General features: G+C 41.4%; 18 protein-coding genes. 11 read left to right on the top strand and 7 right to left on the bottom strand.

The genetic code is table 11. From position 1 onward, the window contains the following. Positions 1-355 precede the first annotated feature (355 nt). Positions 356-808 carry a hypothetical protein gene (locus F824_RS0123010; protein WP_139189915.1) on the bottom strand — a complete coding sequence of 151 codons (453 nt, stop codon included), beginning with the start codon at positions 806-808 and terminating at the stop codon, positions 356-358. A 101-nt stretch (positions 809-909) separates the two neighbouring features. Then, complete coding sequence (locus tag F824_RS0123005) at positions 910-5,370, bottom strand: T9SS type A sorting domain-containing protein (RefSeq protein ID WP_019600300.1); 4,461 nt, start codon at positions 5,368-5,370, stop codon at positions 910-912. Positions 5,371-5,998: 628 nt separating this feature from the next. On the opposite strand from F824_RS0123005, the gene F824_RS0122995 reads away from it, so the two are divergent. Together F824_RS0122995 and F824_RS0122990 are read left to right on the top strand one after the other, a co-directional pair. Further along, positions 5,999-7,165, top strand: coding sequence for an XdhC family protein (locus tag F824_RS0122995; RefSeq protein WP_019600298.1), 1,167 nt, complete (start codon positions 5,999-6,001; stop codon positions 7,163-7,165). Continuing rightward, positions 7,152-7,748 (top strand): nucleotidyltransferase family protein, encoded by a 597-nt coding sequence (locus F824_RS0122990; RefSeq protein ID WP_019600297.1) that lies wholly within the window; start codon positions 7,152-7,154, stop codon positions 7,746-7,748. The genes F824_RS0122995 and F824_RS0122990 overlap by 14 nt, the downstream gene beginning before the upstream one ends. Before the next feature lie 23 nt (positions 7,749-7,771). On the opposite strand, the gene F824_RS0122985 is transcribed toward F824_RS0122990, so the two are convergent. Beyond that, on the bottom strand, positions 7,772-8,911 hold the full coding sequence (locus tag F824_RS0122985; protein WP_019600296.1) for a cysteine desulfurase family protein: 1,140 nt from the start codon (positions 8,909-8,911) through the stop codon (positions 7,772-7,774). Positions 8,912-9,175: 264 nt separating this feature from the next. Here F824_RS0122985 and F824_RS0122975 point away from each other — a divergent pair, with 264 nt between their 5' ends. Together F824_RS0122975 and F824_RS0122970 are read left to right on the top strand one after the other, a co-directional pair. Then, positions 9,176-9,598: a c-type cytochrome gene (locus F824_RS0122975; RefSeq protein ID WP_019600294.1), complete on the top strand. Its 423-nt coding sequence runs from the start codon at positions 9,176-9,178 to the stop codon at positions 9,596-9,598. A 6-nt stretch (positions 9,599-9,604) separates the two neighbouring features. Then, the gene (locus tag F824_RS0122970) at positions 9,605-9,961 is read left to right on the top strand and encodes a hypothetical protein (RefSeq protein ID WP_019600293.1); all 357 of its coding nucleotides are present in this window, start codon (positions 9,605-9,607) and stop codon (positions 9,959-9,961) included. Positions 9,962-10,082: 121 nt separating this feature from the next. Here the strand turns inward: F824_RS0122970 and F824_RS0122965 are convergent, their stop codons facing one another. Further along, entirely contained in the window at positions 10,083-12,245 is a 2,163-nt protein-coding gene (locus tag F824_RS0122965; protein WP_019600292.1) for a xanthine dehydrogenase family protein molybdopterin-binding subunit, read from the bottom strand. A gap of 2 nt (positions 12,246-12,247) precedes the next feature. Next, the gene (locus F824_RS0122960; protein ID WP_019600291.1) at positions 12,248-12,709 is read right to left on the bottom strand and encodes a (2Fe-2S)-binding protein; all 462 of its coding nucleotides are present in this window, start codon (positions 12,707-12,709) and stop codon (positions 12,248-12,250) included. A gap of 366 nt (positions 12,710-13,075) precedes the next feature. Between F824_RS0122960 and F824_RS0122955 the strand changes: the two genes are divergently transcribed. The 4 genes from F824_RS0122955 (at position 13,076) to hrpB (ending at position 18,071) form a co-directional block, all read left to right on the top strand. Beyond that, positions 13,076-13,519, top strand: coding sequence for a hypothetical protein (locus F824_RS0122955; RefSeq protein ID WP_019600290.1), 444 nt, complete (start codon positions 13,076-13,078; stop codon positions 13,517-13,519). Positions 13,520-13,747: 228 nt separating this feature from the next. Then, positions 13,748-14,893, top strand: a complete 1,146-nt coding sequence (locus tag F824_RS0122950) for a Gfo/Idh/MocA family protein (protein ID WP_019600289.1) — start codon at positions 13,748-13,750, stop codon at positions 14,891-14,893. Positions 14,894-14,971: 78 nt separating this feature from the next. Beyond that, a complete protein-coding gene (locus F824_RS0122945) occupies positions 14,972-15,487 on the top strand; it encodes a DUF2911 domain-containing protein (protein WP_026333879.1) in 516 nt (171 codons plus the stop codon). A 94-nt stretch (positions 15,488-15,581) separates the two neighbouring features. After that, on the top strand, positions 15,582-18,071 hold the full coding sequence (gene hrpB, locus F824_RS0122940) for an ATP-dependent helicase HrpB (protein ID WP_022582243.1): 2,490 nt from the start codon (positions 15,582-15,584) through the stop codon (positions 18,069-18,071). 134 nt (positions 18,072-18,205) lie between these two features. Here the strand turns inward: hrpB and F824_RS0122935 are convergent, their stop codons facing one another. Both F824_RS0122935 and F824_RS0122930 read right to left on the bottom strand, forming a co-directional pair. Then, positions 18,206-18,823, bottom strand: coding sequence for a hypothetical protein (locus F824_RS0122935; protein WP_019600286.1), 618 nt, complete (start codon positions 18,821-18,823; stop codon positions 18,206-18,208). 33 nt (positions 18,824-18,856) lie between these two features. After that, positions 18,857-19,387, bottom strand: a complete 531-nt coding sequence (locus F824_RS0122930; RefSeq protein WP_019600285.1) for a HEAT repeat domain-containing protein — start codon at positions 19,385-19,387, stop codon at positions 18,857-18,859. Positions 19,388-19,450: 63 nt separating this feature from the next. Here F824_RS0122930 and F824_RS0122925 point away from each other — a divergent pair, with 63 nt between their 5' ends. From F824_RS0122925 to F824_RS0122915, 3 genes are all read left to right on the top strand, one after another. Continuing rightward, positions 19,451-20,164 (top strand): hypothetical protein, encoded by a 714-nt coding sequence (locus F824_RS0122925; RefSeq protein ID WP_019600284.1) that lies wholly within the window; start codon positions 19,451-19,453, stop codon positions 20,162-20,164. Positions 20,165-20,219: 55 nt separating this feature from the next. Further along, positions 20,220-20,840 (top strand): hypothetical protein, encoded by a 621-nt coding sequence (locus tag F824_RS0122920; protein ID WP_019600283.1) that lies wholly within the window; start codon positions 20,220-20,222, stop codon positions 20,838-20,840. Between the two features lie 98 nt (positions 20,841-20,938). Next, the gene (locus F824_RS0122915; protein WP_019600282.1) at positions 20,939-22,819 is read left to right on the top strand and encodes a CocE/NonD family hydrolase; all 1,881 of its coding nucleotides are present in this window, start codon (positions 20,939-20,941) and stop codon (positions 22,817-22,819) included. The last annotated feature ends 42 nt before the right edge of the window (positions 22,820-22,861 follow it).

The raw sequence follows: 22,861 nt of genomic DNA, 5'->3' as shown, positions 1-22,861 counted from the left end.
ATAGAAGCGAAAAACGGAGAGTTAAAAAACGCACATGGATTTGGAAGGGCAATATCTTACGGGATAAATAACATGGAAATGCAAGCTGCCATAGCTTTATTCACCGTAAATGTTAAAAGGATCTTGAAACTGGCCCGGGTATAATCAAAAACTGGTAGAAAATCGTTGAAAATCATCAAAATTAGTTCGGTATAGGCTTCAATAGAGAAATTTTAAAAGCTAGTGGCGAAAAAAAAGAAAGCGGCTAAGTCACTCTTGTCAATGACTTAGTCGCTTTCAAAATTTTACCTTCAGTTTTAGCTACTTTTTCAGTGGCCTCTTGTCTCCCTGCCTCTTTTTTTGATTGATTGACTGATTATTTCACAAACGTGAAAACATGTTGACCTGCCAAGGATTCCACCCGACCCGGTTTGAGCGTGTTGGTCTCCCAAGGCATTGCCAACCTAAGTGTCTGGGCTGTCAGTTCTTGAATTGTGACATCCACACCATCATTTCGCTTAATGACCGTGGCCTGCTCATTGGTAAATGCCCAAGTCCCACTTGCTGGCCAGACGACTCCACCATTGGTACTGTTATAAGCTGTACTGGTGAAACTCAAAGTCAAATCGCTGTAGACAGCTGTCTGGTTCACTCCATCAACGGTCACTCGGTCCAATTTCCAAGTAGTGTTGGTGAGTTTTTCCATCGCCTCTTCCTTCAAAGTGGGTTTCGGTTTTTCAACATCATCCTTACAACTTGACACCAATCCCATCATTCCCATTAGGAGAACCAGGAAAAACATTTGATTAAGATTCGATATTTTTTTCATTTTTTCTTATGTATGTTTTAGATCAACATTTGCTTCGCCCAATATCATTTTTAAGTCCACTTTCGTTTGTTGAAAAGATATTGGGCCGAAAACAAGTCTTCCTATTTTTTAATGATTTTAGTTCTGAAACTCTCGTTGCCCTGTTGGATCCAAAGCACGTAGACGCCAGGAGATAAACCTGACATGTTTACCTGATAAACATCCCCTATTTGGACGAAGGGGATTGCGTATGATCTCCCAGTCATGTCGATGATTTCCAAACTTCTTAGCGCCCCGTTCATTCCATGTACCTCTACATAATCAACAGTAGGATTAGGGAAGACGCGGATACTGCCGATTGGCCTGATTTCAGATCCATTGACAATCAATACAGTCCCATTTGAAATTTCACTTTTGCAATCACCAAGTGTAACCTGCACAGTGAACACACCAAAATCAGTCACAGACAAGGTCATTCCATTGGCTCCTGGAATGATTACACCGTTGAAGAACCACTGATTTCCCTCTGATGCACTGGAAGTCAAAATGATGGTTTCCGTACCTACTCCTGTCATGGTGATCACTGGCTTTGGAGGATTGACACATGCCACCTGCTCTCCAAATTCGATATCATCAAAATAATAGGTCTTTTCACCTGCTTCCGCACCCGTTTTTCCGAAATTAAAGAAAATCGAAAGCTTGTTATAAGAAGAGGATATATTGAATTCCGCTGTACCTTCCACTTGGTTGTCAAAATCAAAAGAAAGCGTTTCCCAATTGCCTGCCACTGTTGTGGATGTTTCAGTTTCTACTGACTCTTCATTGTTCAAATGGTTTTCAACCTTCAATCGCACAGGAATCCCAGCATCCGGTGACCAAACCCTTACACTTAGTTTTTTATTTTCAGCTGTAAAAGGAATTTTACTACTGAAACCGGTCTGAACTCCATTGGAGGTGGCAGTGACTGTAGTTCCTGCCCAAAGCTCCGCTGCATCTGATTTCGTCACCTTTGCTACTTTGTTTGCAGAATTGGTAGGATCCTGAACGATGCTGGAAGCATCCGCCCCACCAAATCCAACTAAGCCATAATTGACATTTTCTCCGTCAAAGGTTACTGGAACATTCATTTGTGCCAATGTCTCCACTGGAGTGCTTCCATCTGCAACAAGTGAAATATCATCCAACAGATAAGTGAAATTCGCAGAGCCGTCTCCAACAGTTCCCAAATCAAAGATCAAGACCACTTTCTGATAACTGTTCGTGGTATTGATGGCTTCATAATCGAAGGTCAATTCTTCCCACTCATTTGCCTTGGTTCCGGCAACCTCTTTTTCAAAAGCAATCTCTGAATTCGTTTGGTTTTCCACTTTCAACAAAAGCTTCGCACCAACCCTTGGCATAAACACTTTGACTTTGAAGATTTTTCCTTGGCTGAAATCAATCGGTGAAGCCAATTGGATTAATGTGCCAGCAAATACCGCACCTTGATATTTAATCATTTGGCCAACAAAACCACTTGTGTTGATGCCTCCTACTTGAGGATTGAAAACTCTGGTAAGCTCTGATCCCTCGAAGTTCAAGAAATCATATTTAAGATCTCCGGATTCAAAGTCCAAAGGAATCACTGGAAGCTGACTTGTCACGGGATTTTCACCGTCTGAAACCAGTGCAATGTCATCCACCAAATAGGTGAAATTCGCAGAGCCGTCTCCAGCTGTTCCCAAGTCAAAGATCAAAACCACCTTCTGATAACTGTTTAAGGTATTGATACCCGAATAATCGAAGGTCAATTCTTCCCATTCGTTTGCCTTGGTTCCGGTAACTTCTTTCTCAAAAGCAATTCCTCCATCGGTTTGGTTTTCCACTTTCAACAAAAGCTTCGCACCAACCCTCGGCATGTATACTTTGACTTTAAAAATCTTCCCTTTACTGAAATCAATAGCTGAAGCCAAAGGAATCACTGCTCCGGCGAATACTTCTCCCGGATTTTTGACCATTTGTGCCACAAAGCCGCTGGTGTTGATTCCACTTGATTGTGGATTGGCGATTCTGCTTAACTCTCCTCCCTCGAAGTTCAAAAAATCATAGGCCAATTCGCCTGATTCAAAATCCATTGGAATTACCGGAAGCTGACCTGTAACTGGGTTTTCGGTTGCTGATGTACCAAATACGATGTCATCAAAGTAATAGGTTTTCTCTCCAGCTGTAGCACCTTCTGTCCCGAAATTGAAGAAAAGGGAGGCTTTGTTGAAATTCAAGGCAAGGTTGAGCGCTTCTGTACCCTGAGCTTGATTGGCAAAATCAAAAACCAAAGTTTCCCATTGACCTGCAAGGGTAGTTTTTGTTTCGGTTTCAACAGACTGATTGACACTCAGATAATTTTCCACCTTTAACCGAACAGGGATTCCTGCATCTGGTGACCATACCCTAACAGACATTTTCTTGTTCTGTGCGGTGAAAGGTATTTTGTTAGCAAAACCAGTCTCTACTCCTTCCGTGACTGCGGTCACAGTAGTTCCTGCCCATGATTGCGCGTCCACAGATTTGATTATCCGCGCTACTTTGTTGTTTGCATCTGTCGGGTCAACTACAATGGTGCCATCAGCGCCGCCAAATCCGACCAATCCATAAGTCACTTCCTCGTTGTCAAAGGTAACGGGAAGATCCATTTGGCCCACCGTTACTACTCCACCACCATTTCCTTCGGCGACCAATAAAACATCATCTATCAAATAAGTGAAATTCGCTGATCCATCTCCCATTGTACCGAGATCAAATATCAAAACCAATTTTTGGTAGCTTTCAGATGGATTGATGCCAGAATAGTCAAAACTTAACTCTTCCCATTCATTGGCTTTTGTTCCAGTAACTTCCTTTTCAAAGGAGATCGCAGGATTGGACTGGTTTTCAACTTTAAGCAAGAGCTTGGCTCCCACTCTTGGCATATATACTTTTACTTTGAAAGTTTTACTTTGTGAAAAATCAATTGGAGTAGCCAATGGAATCAAGGTCCCGGCATAAACTTCTCCGGCATTTTTGACCATTCGTCCTACGAAGGCACTTGTATTGATCCCATTACTTTGCGGATTTGCTATCCTCGTTAAATCTCCCCCGGCAAAATTTTCGAATCCATATTCTATGCTCGTAGATTCAAAATCCAGAGGGATAACAGGTAAAGCCGAATCAACTGGGTTTTCACCACCTACAGAGCCTACGAAAATCATATCATCGAAATAATATGTTTTTTCTCCAGCTGTATTTCCCTCCGTTCCAAAATTCATGAAAACGGAAGCTTTGTTGAAATTCAGATCATAATTGATAGCTTCTGTTCCTTGGGCCTGATTTGCAAAATTGAAAACCAAGGTTTCCCATTCACCTGCAAGGGAAGTATTTGTTTCTGTCTCGATAGATTGGGTGACATTCAGGTAATTTTCAATCTTTATCCTGACTGGAGTACCTGCATCGGGGGACCAAACCCGTAAAGTAATCCCAGTCGCACCTACTGCAAATGGAACAGGTTTGGCAAATCCAGAATTACCCCCTATTGTGGTGCCTGCCCAACCCGCAGCATCCAATGGTTTGATGATTTTCACTACTTTATTGTCTGCATTGGTTGGATCCGCGACGATTTCGGAAATGTTTCCTCCAAAATCCGTCAATTCATAATTAATGGTGGTGCTTTCAAAATCAACCGGAAGATCCAACTCTTCTGCTGCGATGAACACTACCTCATCCCAATAGTATGTTTGTTCGCCCGCTCCACCGTTCGTCCCAAAATCAAAGAAGATGGATACTTTATTGTATTGTTTTGCAAAATCAAGGGCGGCACCTTCCACTGGAGATGCGAAATCGAACACCAATGTTTGCCACTCGTTTGCGATAATGGAATTTGTTTGCGTTTCTACGGAAACATCTGTATTTCCTGCCTGTTCTACTTTCAATCGGATTGGAATTCCTGCTTTAGGAGACCAGACACGAACACTCATGGTTGTGGAACCTTCTTTAAATGGAATTGCAGAAGCAAAACCACTTGCATCCCCAATGGTTGTACCTGCCCACACTTCGGCACCTACAGTTTTGATCGATTTCACGACTCTGTTCTGAGGGTTGGTTGGATCTGCGACGATTTCAGAAGCGTTTCCTCCAAAATCCACCAGCTGGTAATCCAATGTGGTGTTTTCAAAGTCAACGGGTAGATTTAAAAGCGTATTCCCACAATCAGTACCCACAGTATATTCAAGAATTTTAGTAGTGGCCAATCCGCCGGCAAAAGCGAATTTACAGGCTATTCTAAATGTCGAACCGGGCGTTTGACCGGCAAAAGTCAAAGAAAACTTGTTTCCTTCAACCTGTGTCATGGGCCTTTCTGAAAAATTCGGATTGTAAGTCTGGGCAAAAGCCACTAGACCATCTTTTGATTCTAAAAGTTCAAAAGTAGCGGTTATATTAGTTCCATTGGTAGTGAAACGGTATTTGAAGCCATCGGTAAAAGCACCATCGGAAGCTTCGGTCGAAGTGCCTTCGCATTCTGTGTTTACGCTTTGCGCCTGCAAATAGGCGACAAACGCAAAACAGAATAACATAGTCATAGTAAATTTTTTCATAAGCAGTTTTACTTAGGGTTATTGTTGATTGTTAATGAATTAATAATATTGAAAAGTAATGTTTGTTCGTATAAAAACTGGATTTCACAGTACATCATTACTACATCATTGTGAGTTTTGATTTACATCATTACTACATCATTGGCTTCAGTGAGTTTTTTCAAATCCATTTAAGCCTGAAAAAATAGTTAAAATAAAAGCCTTGAGGCCTTGCTTAAAGGCAGAGAAATAAGGGAAGTTTTTTAATGTGTTTTGAATTCTTGCCAAGGCAAAACCGCTTTTATAAAAATTAGGAAGATAATAGGAATAAAAAAAGTTCGAGCTGAGGTCAAGCGAATTCAAAACAAACCCAAAAACTTGCTTTTTTTGATTGGCTGTTAAGCCTGAAATATGCAAAAGGTTTCCAAATGGGATTGAAACTGAAAGAAAATTTGACTATTAGGTGAATAAATCCAGGTAACAATAGGGCAAAATCATAAATAGTAAACAACTAATTGATTATCAATTAGTTGTTTTATTGAATTCGAAATGCATAAAACGGGTTAAATTAAATATTTGTGGTTTTTTGCTTAAATTAGATTTTTGTTGTTCGTCATTTCAAAACCTCATGAAAGAAATCAATAACATCGTAGCAGCCTACGACAAAGCAGAAAGTCAAGGAAAAAAAACTGCCTTGGCAACAGTGGTGAAAGTCGATGGTTCAGCATATAGAAGACCAGGAGCCCGAATGTTGGTGACCGAGGATGGAGAACTCACAGGCGCCATCAGTGGAGGCTGTTTGGAAGGAGATGCTCTGCGGAAGGCACAAATGGTGATTTTTCAACAGAAACCAATGTTAGTGACTTACGATACTACCGATGAAGACGATCAAAAATTTGGTGTTGGTTTGGGCTGCAACGGAGTTATACATGTCTTGATAGAACCCTTGGATCCAAATGATGAAGAGAATCCTGTGGCACTTTTGAAATTGAGTCAAAGAACAAGAGATATCTGCGTAATGACCACCATTTTTTCACTCAAATATGCCTCTGCAGAACAAATAGGAACCAAGGTACTGTTCAAAAAAGACAGCATTTCAGGAACTTTGGAAAAAGAACATGGTGAAATTTTTGAACAAATCAGGAATGAAATACCCTCTGTTTTCGAAAGCCAACACAACAAAATCAGTGAATGCATTGGTTTTGATGCGGTTCACGTTTTTTATCAATTTATACCCCCCCCTACAAAGCTATTGCTTTTCGGTGCTGGTAATGATGTAATCCCCTTGGTGAAAATGGCCCATATTTTAGGATATGAAATTACCTTGATTGACGGTAGAAAAAATTATGCGACCTCGGAAAGGTTTCCCGAAGTCAATCAAATTATTCTGGGAAAGGCAGATGAGGTGGTTTCAAAAATCGAATTTGATTCCAATACTATTGCCCTTTTGATGACCCACAATTTCGAATATGAAGCACAGGTTTTGTCGGCAGTACAAATACAATCCCTGCCATATATCGGGATTTTGGGGCCAAAAAAGAAAACCGAAAAACTGAAAGAGAGGCTTGAGGCAAACGGCATCAAAATAAGTGAGGGGTTTGAATCAAAGATTTATGCACCCATCGGGCTTGATATCGGCTCAGAAACCCCTGAGGAAATTGCGTTGGCCATCTTCTCCGAGGTACAGGCAGTCATGAAAGGAAAATCTCCTTCATTTCTCCGGGACAAAAAAGGCCCCATCCACATGGAAGAATTGAAATCCACCAATAGTACTCTGGCTTATGGAAACCAATAAAACTGCACTTATCCTACTTGCTGCTGGAGGATCGACCCGAATGGGCGTTCCCAAACAGTTGCTGATCTACAAAAATCGGTCATTGCTTCAAATTTCCATTGATACGGGAATCCATTCCAATACCCAATACCAATTGTTGGTCCTGGGTGAAAAATATGCCCAAATCCTATCCCAAATCAAATTGGGGAAAATGGATGTTATCGTGAATGCAGCATGGGAAAAAGGAATGGCATCCACCTTGAAATTAGGATTGGAATATGTGATGGAAAAGGGATCATTCGATCAAGTGGTGGTGATTCTCTGTGACCAACCATTTATCAGCCCGGAATTGATTGATCAATTGATCACGACTCAAAACGCAACAGGAAAAGGCATCGTGGCATGCCATTATAAAGAGACCAATGGTGTTCCTGTTTTATTTACGAAAAAATATTTCCCGGAATTATTGAAATTAACCGGAAAGGAAGGAGCAAAAAAACTCATTTATGAACATTCCGGTGATTTGGCATTGGTGGATTTTGAATTGGGAATCGTGGATATCGATACCCGCGAAGATTACAGAGGTTTGATTGAGGGATTGTGAAAATCCCATTTGTACAAATCGGATTACCGCAAAGTGTCCAACACTTTTTTGACATGCTCCACAGCCAAAAGAATGTCATTTTCGGTGGTTTGCATGCCCAAACTAAATCTAATTGAACTTCTCGCCAAATCTCCGTCCAGACCCATCGCGTTCAAAACATGAGAGGGTTTTGGTGAAATGGTGGAACATGCCGATCCAGAACTCACCGCAATTTCTTTGTTCACCAGCCTGAGCAACTCCTCGCCTTCCACTCCTTCAAATGCAATGTTGGCAACATGTGCCAATCGGTTTTCCTGATCTCCGTTCAATTTTGTGCCGGGCAAATCAAGCAGTTTTTTTTCGAGAAGATTCCTGAGGTTTTTCAAACGGACGTTTTCACTTTCCATCACTTTCAGTCGGATTTCAGCAGCTTTTCCAAATCCGACAATTGCCGGGACATTGAGCGTCCCACTCCGAAAACCCTTTTCATGACCTCCCCCCAGTATTTGACCAATTGGCTTGGGTTGATGGTGGTTGTGTCTGATGTATAAAGCCCCGATTCCTTTCGGACCGTAAAGTTTATGTGCAGAAATGGCCATCAGATGCAGATCCAAAACACTGACTGGAACCTTTCCGGCAGCTTGAACTGCATCCGTAAAAAGAATAAGATCCTTCTGTTTTGCCAGTTGCTTTATTTCTTCCATCGGAAAGATATTTCCGGTTTCATTGTTTGCCCACATCAAAGCAATCATTTTGGTATGGGGAAGTATTGCCTTTTCCAATAGATGCATTTCCAATTTTCCTAATCCATCAACAGCCAAATATGTAACTTCTGCTCCATTTTTTTCCAAGGATTGGAAAGTGTCCAAAGTGGCTTTGTGTTCGGTTTGGCAGGTAATAAAATGCTGTTTTTCTCCTCGATAGTAATCCGATATCCCCTTAATTCCCAAATGAATAGCTTCTGTAGCACCTGAGGTAAAAATGATTTCTTTGGATTTTGCCCCGATTAGTTCCGCGACTTTGGATCTGGCGGTTTCCACTGCATCTTCGGCCATCCATCCATAAGCGTGGTTTTTACTGGCAGCATTTCCGAAATGGGTTCCAAACCAAGGCAACATTGCTTCAATTACCTCTTCATCACAGGGTGTCGTGGCATTGTAATCAAAATAAATGGGATATTTCATAGAATACGAAAGCAGCGGATTTCTGGATTTAAAATCCTTCTAATCCAAAATTAATGGATTGGTCCAAGCAGGCAAACTTTTGAACAAGAAATTAAAAACATATTCCGTCCGAAAATCATCCTATGCGAAAGACCAATATTTCTCCTAGAAAAATCCCTGATGATCAAATCTATCCAGTACTGTTTGTGATTTGGTATTTTTTTTGTCGATTTTTGAGGAGGATAAATTACCTGCCTTTATAATCATTTTCTACCCAGTCACATTATGGTCAAATTACTCTACCTGTTTTCAATGATGACCGTTTTCATTTACAGCGCATACCTTGTACTGAACAATGATGCGCTCCAAGAAAGTGTCAAAAGAGGAGAAACTGTATATGCCAACCAATGTGCAAGTTGCCACATGGCGGCGGGCGAAGGGATTGGCGGTGTATTTCCTCCTTTGGCCAAATCAGATTTTCTAATGGAGGGTCGTGAAAGGTCCATTTTGGTTTTGTTGAAGGGACTGAATGAAAAAATAACCGTCAACGGAAAAGAATACAGCATTCCTATGGCAGCACAGGATTATCTTTCGGACCAACAAATCTCCGATGTATTGAATTTTGTAAGAAATTCCTGGGGAAATGAGGGGAAAATAATTTTACCTGAAGAGGTGACGAATCTACGGAATAAGGAAATCATCAAATAGAGAGTTATGCAAGAATCTTGGAAATTTGACACGTCAGGCAGTGAAAAAATTGATGACTTAAAAGGCACGATCACTGAAACGCTCTCAAAAAATGTACTGGAGATGGGTATTTTTCTTTCTTATTATTATAAAAAAGAAGGAGCCGTGGTGGAAAATGTAAAACAGGTAGGCAACATTGAACTTACCGACAGTCTCAAAGGAAAACTAACAGTTGGCTTTGATTTGATCTACTTCAATGCCTGTCTGAATATCAATGAGCAGGGTAAAGAAAAAATGGATATTGAGTTTGAGTTTGACAAAGCTATTCGAGAGTTAAAACTGATTGGCCCCTATTGGCCTGAAAGAGGAATGGATGAGATTTAACGTGTGTTATGGATTCCCAATTCCATTTTAACCCATAAAATTATAATTAATCATAAAAAGAGCTCATCTATCTGCATAAATGGGCTCTTTTTTTTTATTTCAATTCAATCACCAAGGGAATTTAAGTCATTCTCAATTCCAAATTGATTTCCGAAAATTCCTGTTGCTCTACAAAAGGTTGACTTCTCAACCTTTTTCCTGTCGCTTTGAAGATGGCATTGGCGATGGCTCCACCGGTGGGCGGCAAAGCTGGCTCGCCCAATCCTGTTGGATCAATCCCGTTTTGGACAAAATGCACTTCGATTTCAGGCACCTCTTTCATCCTGATCAGTCTATAACTGTCAAAATTCTTTTGTTTGGGCACCCCATTTTCAAAGGTCAGATTGCTGAACATCGCATGTCCCATGCCATCCACAATACCGCCGCGGACCTGTTGGTCTGCACCGGTTGGATTGACAACGATACCGCAGTCGGTCACGGCATAGATCTTTTTCAGCACTGGATTTCCTTTGTTTATCTCCACATCTGCTACCTGGGCTACATAAGATCTATGGGAATAATATACACTGAAACCCTGATGGAGATTTCCATTTTTCCCCCATTGGGATTTTTCTGCTGCCAATTCGATGACGCCAATCATTCTGTCTACGTCGTATTTGATTTCTCCAACCGGAGATTTTTTCGCTCTTTCCAATAATTCCAGCCTGAATTTCACAGGGTCTTTTTTGGCTGCAAAGGCAACTTCATCTAAAAATGCCTGTTCTGCATAAGCCAGGAAGTTCGTGATTGGTGCTCTCCAGGGATTTGTCGTAATGGGAGATTTGTGTTCCACCGACTCGATCAATAGATTGTCCACGGACCCTGAAGGGAAATTGTCTTGTCTTGTACTGTTTCCGGCATTGATCCCTGCACCCCTTAACTTGTACCCAATCATGTTTCCTTGTTCATCCAAGGCTGCTTCAAAGCGGTAACGAACTGCCGGGCGGTATGCGCCGCCTGTCATGTCGTCTTCCCTGCTCCAAGTCACTTTTACCGGAGCCTTCATCATCTTGGACAATTCCACGGCCTCTACAACAAAATCCGCTCTCAATCGTCTCCCAAATCCACCTCCCAATCGGGTAAGTTCCACGCTGATATTTTCAGGTGGAATTCCCAATAATTCCGCGGTTTCACTTCTTGCCCTGTCGGGAGTTTGCGTAGGCCCAACCAATTCGACTTTGTCCGCACGGACATCCGCAAAAAAGTTCATGGGTTCCATTGGCGTATGGGATAAGAACGGACATTGGTATTCGCTTTTGATGACCTGCGCAGCATTTTTGAAAGCCAAATCCACATTCCCATCCTTTCTCATGACTTGGGCTTCTTTGCCATCCAGCAATTCCTGGAAAATCCTGTCATGATCCGAGGAACTTTCCACGCTCCCATCAGCCTCATACTCAATTTTCAGTAGTTTTCTTGCCTGTATCAAAGGCCATGTGGAATTCCCGACCACGGCCACATTGTTTTTAAAAGTGACCACATCCACAATTCCCTTCACACCCTTCGCCGCTACGTCGTTGACGGACTTCAATTTCATCCCAAATGGTGGTCGCTGGATCATGGCGTGAAGCATGCCTTCTCTGTAAAAATCCAAACCAAAAAGGGGCTTGCCGGTAAACATCGCTTGGTTATCCACATTTTTTACCGGAGTTCCGATAATCTTAAAATCTTTTATGTCCTTCAAAGTAATTTCTTCCGGAGCAGTCAATAAGGATGCTTCCGTTGCTACTTCCCCATAAGTCAGTTTTTTGCCACTGTCTTTATGGAAGATTACACCCTTCTCTGTGGTCAGTGAATTTGCCGGAACTTCTAATTTTGCAGCTGCGGCTGCGACCAACATGTGTCTTGCCGTCGCTCCGGCTTTTCGAAGTCTTTCCCAAGAATGCGGCATGGCACCACTTCCACCGGTAACTTGCCTATCATAGTTTTCGGTATCCAAAAAAGCTTGAACCACCCTTACATCTTTCCAATCGGCATCCAATTCCTCTGCTACGATCATCGGAAAGGAAGTTTTGATATTTTGTCCCAATTCTGGATTGGGAGAATAAATGACAATGTGTCCCTCCGGTGAAATGGAAAGGTAACTGTTGAATCCCAATGCTTTGGACAGGATTTCCGCTGTGCTCAACACCTTCATTTTGGGGGAGTCACAACTTGACAAATTGAAACCGATAAACAATCCTCCGCCAGCCATGGCTGCGATCTTGAGGAAATCCCTTCTATTCGTTTTGGTTAGATTTGCCATTTTTATTTAAGTTTTGATGAGGCCAGTGCCACTGCTTCCCGGATCCTATGGTAGGTTCCGCAGCGACAAATATTTCTGTTCATTCCATTTTCAATTTCTTCTGTGGATGGTTTTGGGTTCTTTTTCAAGAGTGCCGCCGCAACCATGATTTGGCCGGCTTGACAATAGCCACATTGGGCAACATCCACTTCGTTCCAAGCTTCTTGAACGGGATGGTTACCTTCCTCTGAAAGCCCTTCAATGGTGGTGACTTTATCCGACCCGATCGAAGAAACAGGAAGCATACAGGAGGTAACAGCTTCTCCATTTATATGTACCATGCAGGCACCACATTGGGCTATTCCGCAGGAATATTTAGTTCCTACCAGACCAAGATGATCCCTTAAAACCCAAAGCAAAGGAGTATCTCCCTCGACATCTACAGTGTGGGTTTTTCCGTTTATTTGCAAATTAAAATTCGCCATTGTTTCTCGGTTTTTTGATTTTGACTTTAATTTATGAAAAAATGCGCAGGGGCTGACAGGATAGATTGTATATTTTGATCTAATTTGATAAAGCAAAGAAAAAGAAATTTGAATGGTCGGTGTTTTTGATTTTTTATTGCTTCAAAATGCCAAATAGTTTTATTTACGTACCTGAGCAAAAACAATAATATTCAAAAAATTAAATTCAAAAATGGAATTAATCCAAATTTAATCAACTATTTTTCGAAACTATATATTGATTGTAGTCACCCAATTCCTTCTCTATTCAAGTGATTCACCATGGAATTCAATTTCAATTCAAAGGCGTTACTTACCTTTTTTTTATGTTCCATATGCGTACAGACCGTGAATTATTCTTTTTCCCAGAATCCTGTTTTTAAAATATTCGATAATTTTGAAAATGGCTATCCTAGCGGTTTTGGAAAATTTGTAGGGAATATCAAAGTTGCTGCACAAGATTCAAGCTTGGGGATTTCCTCAAGTACAGCCGATCCAAATCCCAATGGGAATGCAATCGATCCCTCTTCGGAGCCCAGTCAAAACATCCTGGAATTATTGGAAAGCTTTCGAATTCCATTTCTCCTATTGGGTATTGTGCTCTTGATATGGTCCTACAAGATTTTGAAAACATTGGAAATTTATGAATTCTACAATACAGATAAGGAAGGAGTGATCACCTTCAAGGATGAAAAAGGATTCGAAAAACACAAAGCCAATGCAAAAAAGGGAAAGTTCATGCTGTTTTTTGGTTTGGCCATTTTGTTATTTGGCGTTTATTTGTTTTTCTAAACTTGGGATTTGAAATGGATTGTTAACAAAAACAACAATTCTTTTTATCCCCATAAAAACCAAATCTAAACCCTATTAAATGTGCACCAAGCGCTTGTATGTACCGCCAGTTTTCATGGATAAATTGGTTCTCAGTTCCCAAAAAAATCCAATGCTTGTTTTATATCCAAAAACTTGACCCTATCTTTAATTTTATTTCAAAAAATCAATCAAACCAAATAACCTATTATGAAAAAAATCAATGTTGCCATCGTGGGAACCGGCTTTATCGGTCCGGCTCACTTGGAAGCTCTACGTCGCCTACCCAATATTGAGGTTACGGCTCTATGTGAAGTAACCCTTGAATTGGCCAAAGAAAAAGCAAATCTTCTGGGGATCCCCAATGCCTATACTTTTGAGGAAATGTTGAAACAGTCGGAAATCGATGTGGTCCACATTTGCACCCCAAATTTCCTTCACTTTCCGCAATCCAAAGCTGCACTTTTGGCTGGAAAGCATGTCATTTGTGAAAAACCTTTGGCCACTAAAATCGAAGAGGCCGAAGAGCTCGTCGCTTTGGCGAAAGATAAAGGTCTCGTCAATGCAGTCCACTTCAATCTGAGATATTATCCGATGGTACGTCAAATGAAGACCATGCGAGAAAGCGGTGAGTTGGGTGATGTTTACAGCATTATGGGTTCTTATCTTCAAGATTGGCTCTTTTTGAATACGGATTACAATTGGAGATTGGAGCCGGACAAATCCGGAGATTCAAGAGCCATCGCGGATATCGGTTCGCATTTGTTGGACATTACCGAATATGTCACCGGTCTGAAAATAACCGAAGTAATGGCGGATTTTTCTACCGTTCACAAGACCAGGTTGAAGCCTCTGAAAGCTGTTGAAAGCTTTTCCAATAAAAAACTTCAGGCATCAGACTACGAAGAAGTTCCGATCAGCACCGAAGACCATGCTTCTGTTTTGCTTCGTTTTGACAATGGAAACAAAGGCTCCGTCACGGTAAGCCAAATCAATGCAGGTCGTAAAAACAGGCTGAATATTGAAATCGCGGGTTCAAAGGCAAACTTTGAATGGTGCTCTGAAAAGCCCAATGAAATGTGGATCGGAAAAAGAGAAACGGCCAATCATCAATTGATGAAAGATCCTTCCCTTTTCTCCAAAGAAGCAGCTCAATTGATTAGTTTCCCAGGTGGTCACAATGAAGGATTCCCGGACACCTCCAAACAGATGTTCAAAGAAGTTTATGCAGCAATAAGAGAAGGAAGGCAACCGGAAGCACCAAGTTTCCCAGCCTTCTTGGATGGGCAAAGGGAATTGTTGATTTGTGAAAGAATCATCGAAAGCCATAGAAAACAAGCTTGGGTGAAAATATAACAAAACCATTCGCCTCCAAACCAATGTTGCATTTAAGAGTTAATTAAATCGAACAAATCAAATCAAACTCAATCCAATATGAAAAAAACAACTTTTGGAAAATCTGGTCTATTGACTGTCTTATTATCGGTGTTTTCTCTTATGGCCTTTGCCCAGGAAGAAAAACCAAGTCCGGCCAAAACTGCCACAGGCGAAATCAATGGCGCCAGTATCACTATCAATTACTCCAGCCCGGCTGTGAAGGGTAGAACGATATGGGGAGATTTGGTTCCCATGGGCGAAATTTGGAGAGCTGGGGCAAATGATGCCACCACTTTTGAAACCAGCAAAGCCATCAAGGTTCAAGGCCAAAGCCTACCTGCTGGAACCTATAGTTTTTTCATTATTCCTGGAGAATATGAATCAACTTTTGTCTTCAACAAAGAAGCCAAACAATGGGGTGCTTACAAATATGACCAAAGCAAAGACGCTTTAAGAGTGAAAGTTCCTTCAGGACAAGGCTCTTCAATGGAAGAAAGATTGGTTTACGAAGTTAATTCTGGTGGTTTTGAAATCAGATGGGAATACGGAAAGGCTTCTGCTAAAATAGAGTAGTAAAAACAAAAACTAAAAAATACCACTGGTTCTGAAATTTAATTTTCATGGATCAGTGGTATTTTTTTTACCTTTGAGGCTAAATTTTATTGACTTGAAATTCGATCCTTACAAAATTGATTTACCGGTTCTGGAAATTCTTCCAGAGTTGAAACAAAAATTAGCACAACACAACACCTTGATTGTCCATGCCCCTCCGGGCGCTGGAAAAAGCACGCTTTTGCCATTGGCTTTGCTTGAAGAGCAATTTTTGGCCGGGAAAAAGATATTGATGCTCGAACCAAGAAGACTAGCCGCCAAGACAATTGCTTTTAGGATGGCGGAGCTTTTGGAAGAAAAAATCGGGCAAACCGTAGGGTATCGAATAAGATTCGAAAGCCAGGTCACTTCCTCGACCAAACTTGAAGTCCTCACTGAGGGGATACTCACCAGGATGCTCCACCAAGACAATGCTTTGGAAAATGTAGGCATGGTTATTTTTGACGAATTCCATGAGAGAAATATCCATGCAGATGTAGCCATGGCCCTTTGCCGGGAGGCACAGCAAATGCTCAGACCTGATTTAAGGATATTGGTGATGTCGGCTACTTTGGATATGCCACAGCTTTCTGCTCTTTTAAATGCCCCAGTAATATCCAGTGAAGGGAGATTGTTTCCCGTTGAAGTCCACTATTCCGGGGATATCGACCCTTGGTTGATGCCGGAAATGGTTTCAAAAACCATCATTCAAGCCTCAAAATCAAATTTGGGAGATATTCTGGTATTTTTGCCCGGTCAAGGAGAAATCAAAAAGACGGAGAGTATCTTAAGAAAGCAGCTGCCGAATTTTTCCATTCATCCACTTTATGGTCAACTCTCCCCTACTGCCCAATTCCAAGCCATCATGCCCAATAGAAATGGGAAAAGAAAGGTGGTTTTGGCGACGTCTATTGCTGAAACAAGTTTGACCATAGAGGGAATCACCATTGTGGTGGACTCCGGATTTGGGCGAACCTCCAAATTTGACCCGAAGTCAGGGCTTTCGAGATTGGAAACTGTTAGGATAGCGAAGGATTCTGCTGACCAAAGAGCTGGTCGCGCGGGAAGGCTTTCCCCTGGGGTTTGTTTTAGGCTTTGGTCCAAGGCCACCCAAGGGACCATGGCCAATTTTAGGACTCCCGAAATCCTAGATGCTGACCTTGCTTTTTTGGTGTTGGACATGGTGTTGTGGGGAATCAAAGACATCAAGGATTTAACTTGGTTGACTCCACCTCCGGCGGGAATGCTGGCGCAGGCTTTTGATATTCTTCACCAGCTGGGTGCTTTGGAGGAAAATAGGATTACAGCCCATGGAAAGAAAATCCATTCCATACCTTCCCATCCACGGATTGCCCACATGCTGGTCATTGCAGAAGAAGAAGGGAAAACTGCACTCGCTACGGACATTGCGGCATTGCTGGAAGAAAGAGATCCTTTGGATCCAGAAACCGGCATCGACATCAACCTGAGAATCGAAGCCTTGCGAAGGGCGAGAAAGGAAAATCTTTCTGTCAAGGATTTGAATAAAATTGAAAAAGTGGCAGCTAACTATCGGAGAATGTTCAGGGTAGATGTTGAAAATTCAGCTTTTGATCCCTACGAAACAGGTCTTCTGATTGCCAATGCCTATCCGGAACGGATTGCATTTGCGAGGCCCGGTAATAATGCCCAATATCAATTGGCGAACGGGAAATTGGCAATGTTCGGTCACAAGGATGATTTGGCCCACGAGCCATGGCTAGCCATTTCCCACATCGATGCACGTGAGGGAATGGGGAAAATATTCTTGGGCTCTCCACTGAATCCAAGGGATTTGGCACCAATGGTTAAGGAAAAAAAAGTGGTCCTCTGGGATGCGAAAAAAGGAGGCCTGGTCGCGTCAAAGGATTTGAGGATCGGAAGTATTGTCCTAAAATCTACCCCCATTCAGAATGTCCCCGAAGAACAAATGATCGATGCGGCATCCAAATTTATCAGTTTGGAAGGCAAACAGCATCTGGAATTTTCCGATTCATTCCTGCAGCTGCAAAATCGTGTGCACAGTTTGAAGGTTTGGAGAAAGGATGATAATTGGCCGGATTGGAGCTTGTCCTATTTACTCCAGACCAATAAGGAATGGTTGGGACCCTATTTGATCGGCGTTAAGAAAATTGAAGATTTGAAAAAATTGGACTTGGAGAAAATCCTCTTCCACAATCTGACATCGGAGCAGCAAAATTCATTGGACCGTTTGGCACCCAAAAAGATTCTAGTCCCAAGTGGTAGCAGCATTACGCTCCAATACCAGGCAGACGGAGCGAACCCTGTGTTGGCTGTTCGACTCCAGGAAGTTTTCGGCTGGATGGAAACACCACGGATCAATGGAGGAGAAATTCCATTGTTATTGCATTTACTTTCCCCGGGACACAAGCCTGTGCAGGTGACCTCAGATTTAAAAAGTTTTTGGATGAACACTTATTTTGAAGTGAAAAAAGAGATGAAAAGAAGATATCCCAAGCATTCTTGGCCTGAAAATCCGCTAGAGGCCCAAGCGGTAAAAGGTGTGAAAAAAAGAACGACGGTTTAGCTAAATCAAAAGCTACCGATTTTTAAAGTTTGGTCACAATCAGAATTCAATTTTTAAAAGCAAAATCGTTTTCAAATGCTTGTTGTAAAGAAATTGAATGGCTATTGGCTAAATGTGAAATGCTGTTATTTGGATCAAAGATTATCCAAATAATCGAGAAGATTTAAAAAACTGGCTAAAGTAAAAGGCGTTTCCTGTTTTTCTTCAAGTTTTTCCAGATAAAAAGTCTTCACATTTTGGTATTCAGCGGGATTGTAGAGTTTACTGAGGGTGACACCACGAGCAGACCTGTAAGTAAAATTCTGACTCACTTTGCTGAAATCCGTGGCATCGTTAAACAGTCGCTCCATATTTAAGGGATTTGAATATTCATCAAGCCATTTGAATCCCTCTTTTACCAAAAAATGTTCTGCTTCTTTGATCACCGCATTGATTTCCAATTCATTCTCGACCAAAAACCTTCTCGGAATGGACTTATTAATGGAATCCACTGTTTCGACCAAGGTAATACTCCGATCTTGGTAATCCCCGGATGAGGGCAAAAATTGATTGATGATTACCTCAACGATATCAAACCGGATTCCAAGGTGATACTCCAAATAGCTGACTTCCGGTTGTTGTGTATGGTGGAAAAAAATAATCTGCTTCCCCTGAGGAATTTTCTTGATAAAATGAAAAATCTCCTGGTCTAGACTGAAACCAAAATCTTCCAAGAAATCTTCATGAAGAGATATCATTTCTTTGATTTCCATACACTTATAACTTTTACTTGTGAATTTTGTTGCCTATTCTGACTCAAATAATTCTTTCATGTCCATTCGTATTTTTTCAATTTCCTGCTTTTTGATGATGTATTCATCATCTTCCTTTGAAATGTTATTTTCGAAATGACTCCAATGCTTCTCGATTTTTTTGATCACCCGAGGCGTCAGATCAAATTCAGTGTAATCCAGATATTCTTTAGCCAAGGCAGAGGCTTTGAAATTTCCAAAAAGATAAATTCTTAAAATATCCACGAATTTTGACCCTAGGTCGAAACCTTCAAGCGCTTGGACGAAAGCCCCGTTCTTGTTTTTGTAAGCAGTATCATGTATCAATTCTAGCAAAGGCTCTAGAGCTTTCTCATTTTTTTCTGTTTTGCTCAATGCCCTAGCGGCGAGAATGGCACTGTCCATGTCCTCCCCCTTCAATATCCTTATCAATTCGTCCACGACCTCCTCGGTACCGATTTTGGCCAACTTGTCCGCATATTCAAAAGATTCATCCTCGTTTTTGTCACACATTTTGCCAAACAGGTTGGCTATTTTATTTTCCATTGTTTATTCTTTAGTCACTTGATCAAATTTAAGGTTAATTTTACTTTAAATCATGGAATTTTTATGAGAAGAGAAATATTTGATAAAAATTTGATTGAGAAATTCTTGGTATTTATGCAGTCCCGAAATTTTGAAGTCCTCTTTGAGGCTAAAAAAAACCAGCTCGTTTATTATTCAGAATCTGAGGCTTTGATGAAACTTAGATTGCCCTTGGATTTGGAATTTGATCCTGAAAAGAATCAAACCAATCTCCTGGATTTCAAGCATTATGTTTTGGTACTCATACGATCCGGGATCGCGGCGGTTGGCTATTTTGAGAATTTTATAAATACGGATCATAAAGTATTCAGGGCTTACATGGTCCGGAAAAAGCAAGGAAAAAGTCAGATCAAATACCTGAAAACCAAAGGCAAGTCAAGGGCTGGCTCCAGGGTTAGGCTGAGTGAGACGCTTGAGTTTTTTGAAGAAATCAATATTCGGCTTTCCTCCTATTTCAAGGATTTTAGGGTTGATCAAATCGGAATAACCTGCTCTGAAACCCTTATGCCGTACTTATTTGGAAGCAAGGAGGAAACACCTTTTGATAAAAAAGATCCACGGATTTTTAAAATCCCAAAGCACATCCAAAATCCAACCTATGAGGAATTGTTGAAAACAAATGATTTTCTGCTCAGTGCGGAAATTAAATACAATGACAAAGGAGAAGAATTGTGGAAGGATTTTTTGGCCTCGGTGGATGAAAAAAACGAAAAAATCAGTCCTGAAGACAATTGGTGAATTTAAATGCCAAATTTGGAATAATTATTGAACCTTAAGAAAATCAATCAAATACATGCCTGTGCGCTACAGATACATCACCCTGGTTTTATTTCTTATACTTGTTTCGGGATCCTCCGTTTTGGCTCAACGATACGGAACTTCTGCTGGATTGAGGTTGGGAAGCAATGATCTTAGCAGGACCGTTGGGATTTCCGTCCAACAACGGGTCCTCAAAAATGTCACTGTGGAAGGAATAATCCAGTCGGATTTTAGCAGGAATTCCGGAATGCACATATTACTGGAAAAGCATCATCCCATTATTTCCAAAAGATTCAATTACTACTATGGAGGCGGCTTTTCTCTTGGCAGGGAGGAAAGTTTTATCAAGAACCGGGACACGAAAGAAATCACCCAAACCTACGGCAATGCCACCACGGGAATTGACCTGATAGGAGGCATAGAAATGACTATTGCCGGTACCAACATTTCGATTGATTACAAGCCGAACTTCAACATGGCTGGAAGGGAAGAATTTTTTAGGGGACAAGTTGGAATCTCTGCAAGAATGGTTTTGGTGAAGGGAAGGGAGCAAGACAAAAAATGGAGAAAAAAAGCAAGGGATAAAAAGCGAAAGAATAGAAAGAGCAAAGCTCCCCTATTTGAAAACCTTAAAGAGAAATTCAAAAGAAATTGATCATCCATATATTTTTATAGGCCTTTGGTCAAATAGTCATCGATTCTTATCAGGATTATTATTATTATCATAAATTGTTTTCATCAAAAAGACATTCTATGAAAAAAACCAGATTTTACTTATTGGGGCTCCTATTATTTTTTAATGGAGTCGCCTGGGCACAAGAAAAAAACGTCCTTCAACAATTGGAAGAAATTGCCATTGTGGACCAAAAGGTAATGATGCCCATGAGAGATGGCGTTCGGTTGTCTACCGATATTTATCGACCAAAAACTGACCAACCAGTCCCAATCATTTTTTCTCGCACACCTTACAATTTCAATTCCTATCGAGATGGAGAACTCGTCACCAGAACGTTACAGACAGCACTGGAGGCTGTTGAAAAAGGGTATGCCTATGTGGTCCAAAACGAAAGAGGAAGATTTTTTTCCGAAGGGGAATGGGAAATCTTGGGTGCACCGCTGACCGATGGCTACGATGCATTTACCTGGATGGCCGATCAAGCTTGGAGCAATGGGAAAATCGGAACGATTGGTTGTTCTTCGACTGCTGAATGGCAAATGGCCGTTGCTTCATTGGATCATCCTGCGCATGCAGCCATGGTTCCACAAGCTTTTGGCGCTGGTGTCGGAAGAATTGGTGATTACCACGAACAAGGCAATTGGTATCGCGGTGGAGCGGGACAAATGCTGTTTACCGCTTGGCTGTATGGGACACAAAATGACCCAATGGCCCCAAAACTTGCCGAGGGTATTTCCCAAGAAGATTTATTGAGATTGCAGCGTTTTTATGACATGGCGCCAAGGTATCCGCGCGTGGATTGGAAAGAAGGCCTGAGTCATCTTCCGGTCCAGGACATCATCAAAAATGTGAATGGTCCCAAAGGTCTCTACGAAGAGATGATCACCAGAAAACCCAATGATCCAAAATGGTTTGAAGGTGGCTTGTACCATGATGATATGCCTTTCAACAAACCAAGTTACTGGTTTGTGTCTTGGTATGATGTGTCATCCAGCCCAAATTTGGCACTTTTCAACCATGTAAGGGAAAATGCCAAAGACCAGGCGATGAGAGACAACCAATATTTGGTGATTGCCCCTACCCTACATTGCGCTTTTACTCGGGCAACTGAAAACACTGTCGTCGGTGAAAGAAGCATGGGAGATGCAAGACTTCCTTACAATGATATGACCTACGCTTGGTTTGACCATTGGTTAAAAGGCGAAGAAGGGAATTTGAAAGCCGAATTGCCCCGTGTCACCTATTTCACAATGGGGTCCAATAAATGGCAAACATCTGACACTTGGCCACCAAAAGAAGCCGAAATGGTCACCTACTTCTTGGACAGTAAGGGGAAGGCGAATTCAAGAATGGGAGATGGTGTCTTGACTACAAAAAAGTCAAGAAAAGACAATCCAGACACCTTCCAATATGATCCCATGGATCCTGTAACTTCATACGGGGGAAATGTTTGCTGTACTGGCAATGCCGTCCAAGGTGGTTCATTTGACCAACAAGAAATGGAAATGAGGGAAGATATTTTGGTCTATACTTCCGAACCCTTTGAAGAGGGCGTCGAAATAAGTGGTTTTATCGAATCAAAATTGTTCCTTTCCACCGATGTAAAGGACACAGACTTGACCATCAAAATCATTGATGTCTATCCTGATGGGAAAGCATATAACCTTGACGAAACCATTCAAAGGGTAAGATACCGGGAAGGTTATGAAAAAGAAGTCTTTATGGAAAAAGGAAAAGTCTATGAAGTGAATTTGACACCGATGTCCACATCCAATTATTTCGAAAAAGGACACCGCGTCAGAATCGAGGTTTCCAGCTCAAATTTCCCGAGATTTGACAGAAACATGAATACGGGAGGAAATAATTATGACGAGACAGAAGCTGTGGTGGCAACCAACAACATCCACCACTCCAGCAAATACCCAAGTAGCATTTCTCTTCCTATCATGAAAAAATAAACATAAAAATGCCCTTAACTCTTCAGTTAAGGGCATTTAAAT

The sequence above is a fragment of the Rhodonellum psychrophilum GCM71 = DSM 17998 genome (assembly GCF_000381545.1).
GTDB lineage: Bacteria > Bacteroidota > Bacteroidia > Cytophagales > Cyclobacteriaceae > Rhodonellum > Rhodonellum psychrophilum.
This window is presented reverse-complemented; position numbering and strand designations above follow the sequence as displayed.

Coding starts and splice junctions, on each gene's coding strand:
- F824_RS0122945 (WP_026333879.1), top strand. CDS start 14,972: ATGAAAAAAACAACTTTTGGAAAATCTGGTCTATTGACTGTCTTATTA.
- F824_RS0122915 (WP_019600282.1), top strand. CDS start 20,939: ATGAAAAAAACCAGATTTTACTTATTGGGGCTCCTATTATTTTTTAAT.
- F824_RS0122985 (WP_019600296.1), bottom strand. CDS start 8,911: ATGAAATATCCCATTTATTTTGATTACAATGCCACGACACCCTGTGAT.
- F824_RS0122960 (WP_019600291.1), bottom strand. CDS start 12,709: ATGGCGAATTTTAATTTGCAAATAAACGGAAAAACCCACACTGTAGAT.
- F824_RS0123005 (WP_019600300.1), bottom strand. CDS start 5,370: ATGTTATTCTGTTTTGCGTTTGTCGCCTATTTGCAGGCGCAAAGCGTA.
- F824_RS0122925 (WP_019600284.1), top strand. CDS start 19,451: ATGAGAAGAGAAATATTTGATAAAAATTTGATTGAGAAATTCTTGGTA.
- F824_RS0122990 (WP_019600297.1), top strand. CDS start 7,152: ATGGAAACCAATAAAACTGCACTTATCCTACTTGCTGCTGGAGGATCG.
- F824_RS0123010 (WP_139189915.1), bottom strand. CDS start 808: ATGAAAAAAATATCGAATCTTAATCAAATGTTTTTCCTGGTTCTCCTA.
- F824_RS0122975 (WP_019600294.1), top strand. CDS start 9,176: ATGGTCAAATTACTCTACCTGTTTTCAATGATGACCGTTTTCATTTAC.
- F824_RS0122930 (WP_019600285.1), bottom strand. CDS start 19,387: ATGGAAAATAAAATAGCCAACCTGTTTGGCAAAATGTGTGACAAAAAC.
- F824_RS0122965 (WP_019600292.1), bottom strand. CDS start 12,245: ATGGCAAATCTAACCAAAACGAATAGAAGGGATTTCCTCAAGATCGCA.
- F824_RS0122950 (WP_019600289.1), top strand. CDS start 13,748: ATGAAAAAAATCAATGTTGCCATCGTGGGAACCGGCTTTATCGGTCCG.
- F824_RS0122935 (WP_019600286.1), bottom strand. CDS start 18,823: ATGGAAATCAAAGAAATGATATCTCTTCATGAAGATTTCTTGGAAGAT.
- F824_RS0122920 (WP_019600283.1), top strand. CDS start 20,220: ATGCCTGTGCGCTACAGATACATCACCCTGGTTTTATTTCTTATACTT.
- F824_RS0122995 (WP_019600298.1), top strand. CDS start 5,999: ATGAAAGAAATCAATAACATCGTAGCAGCCTACGACAAAGCAGAAAGT.
- F824_RS0122970 (WP_019600293.1), top strand. CDS start 9,605: ATGCAAGAATCTTGGAAATTTGACACGTCAGGCAGTGAAAAAATTGAT.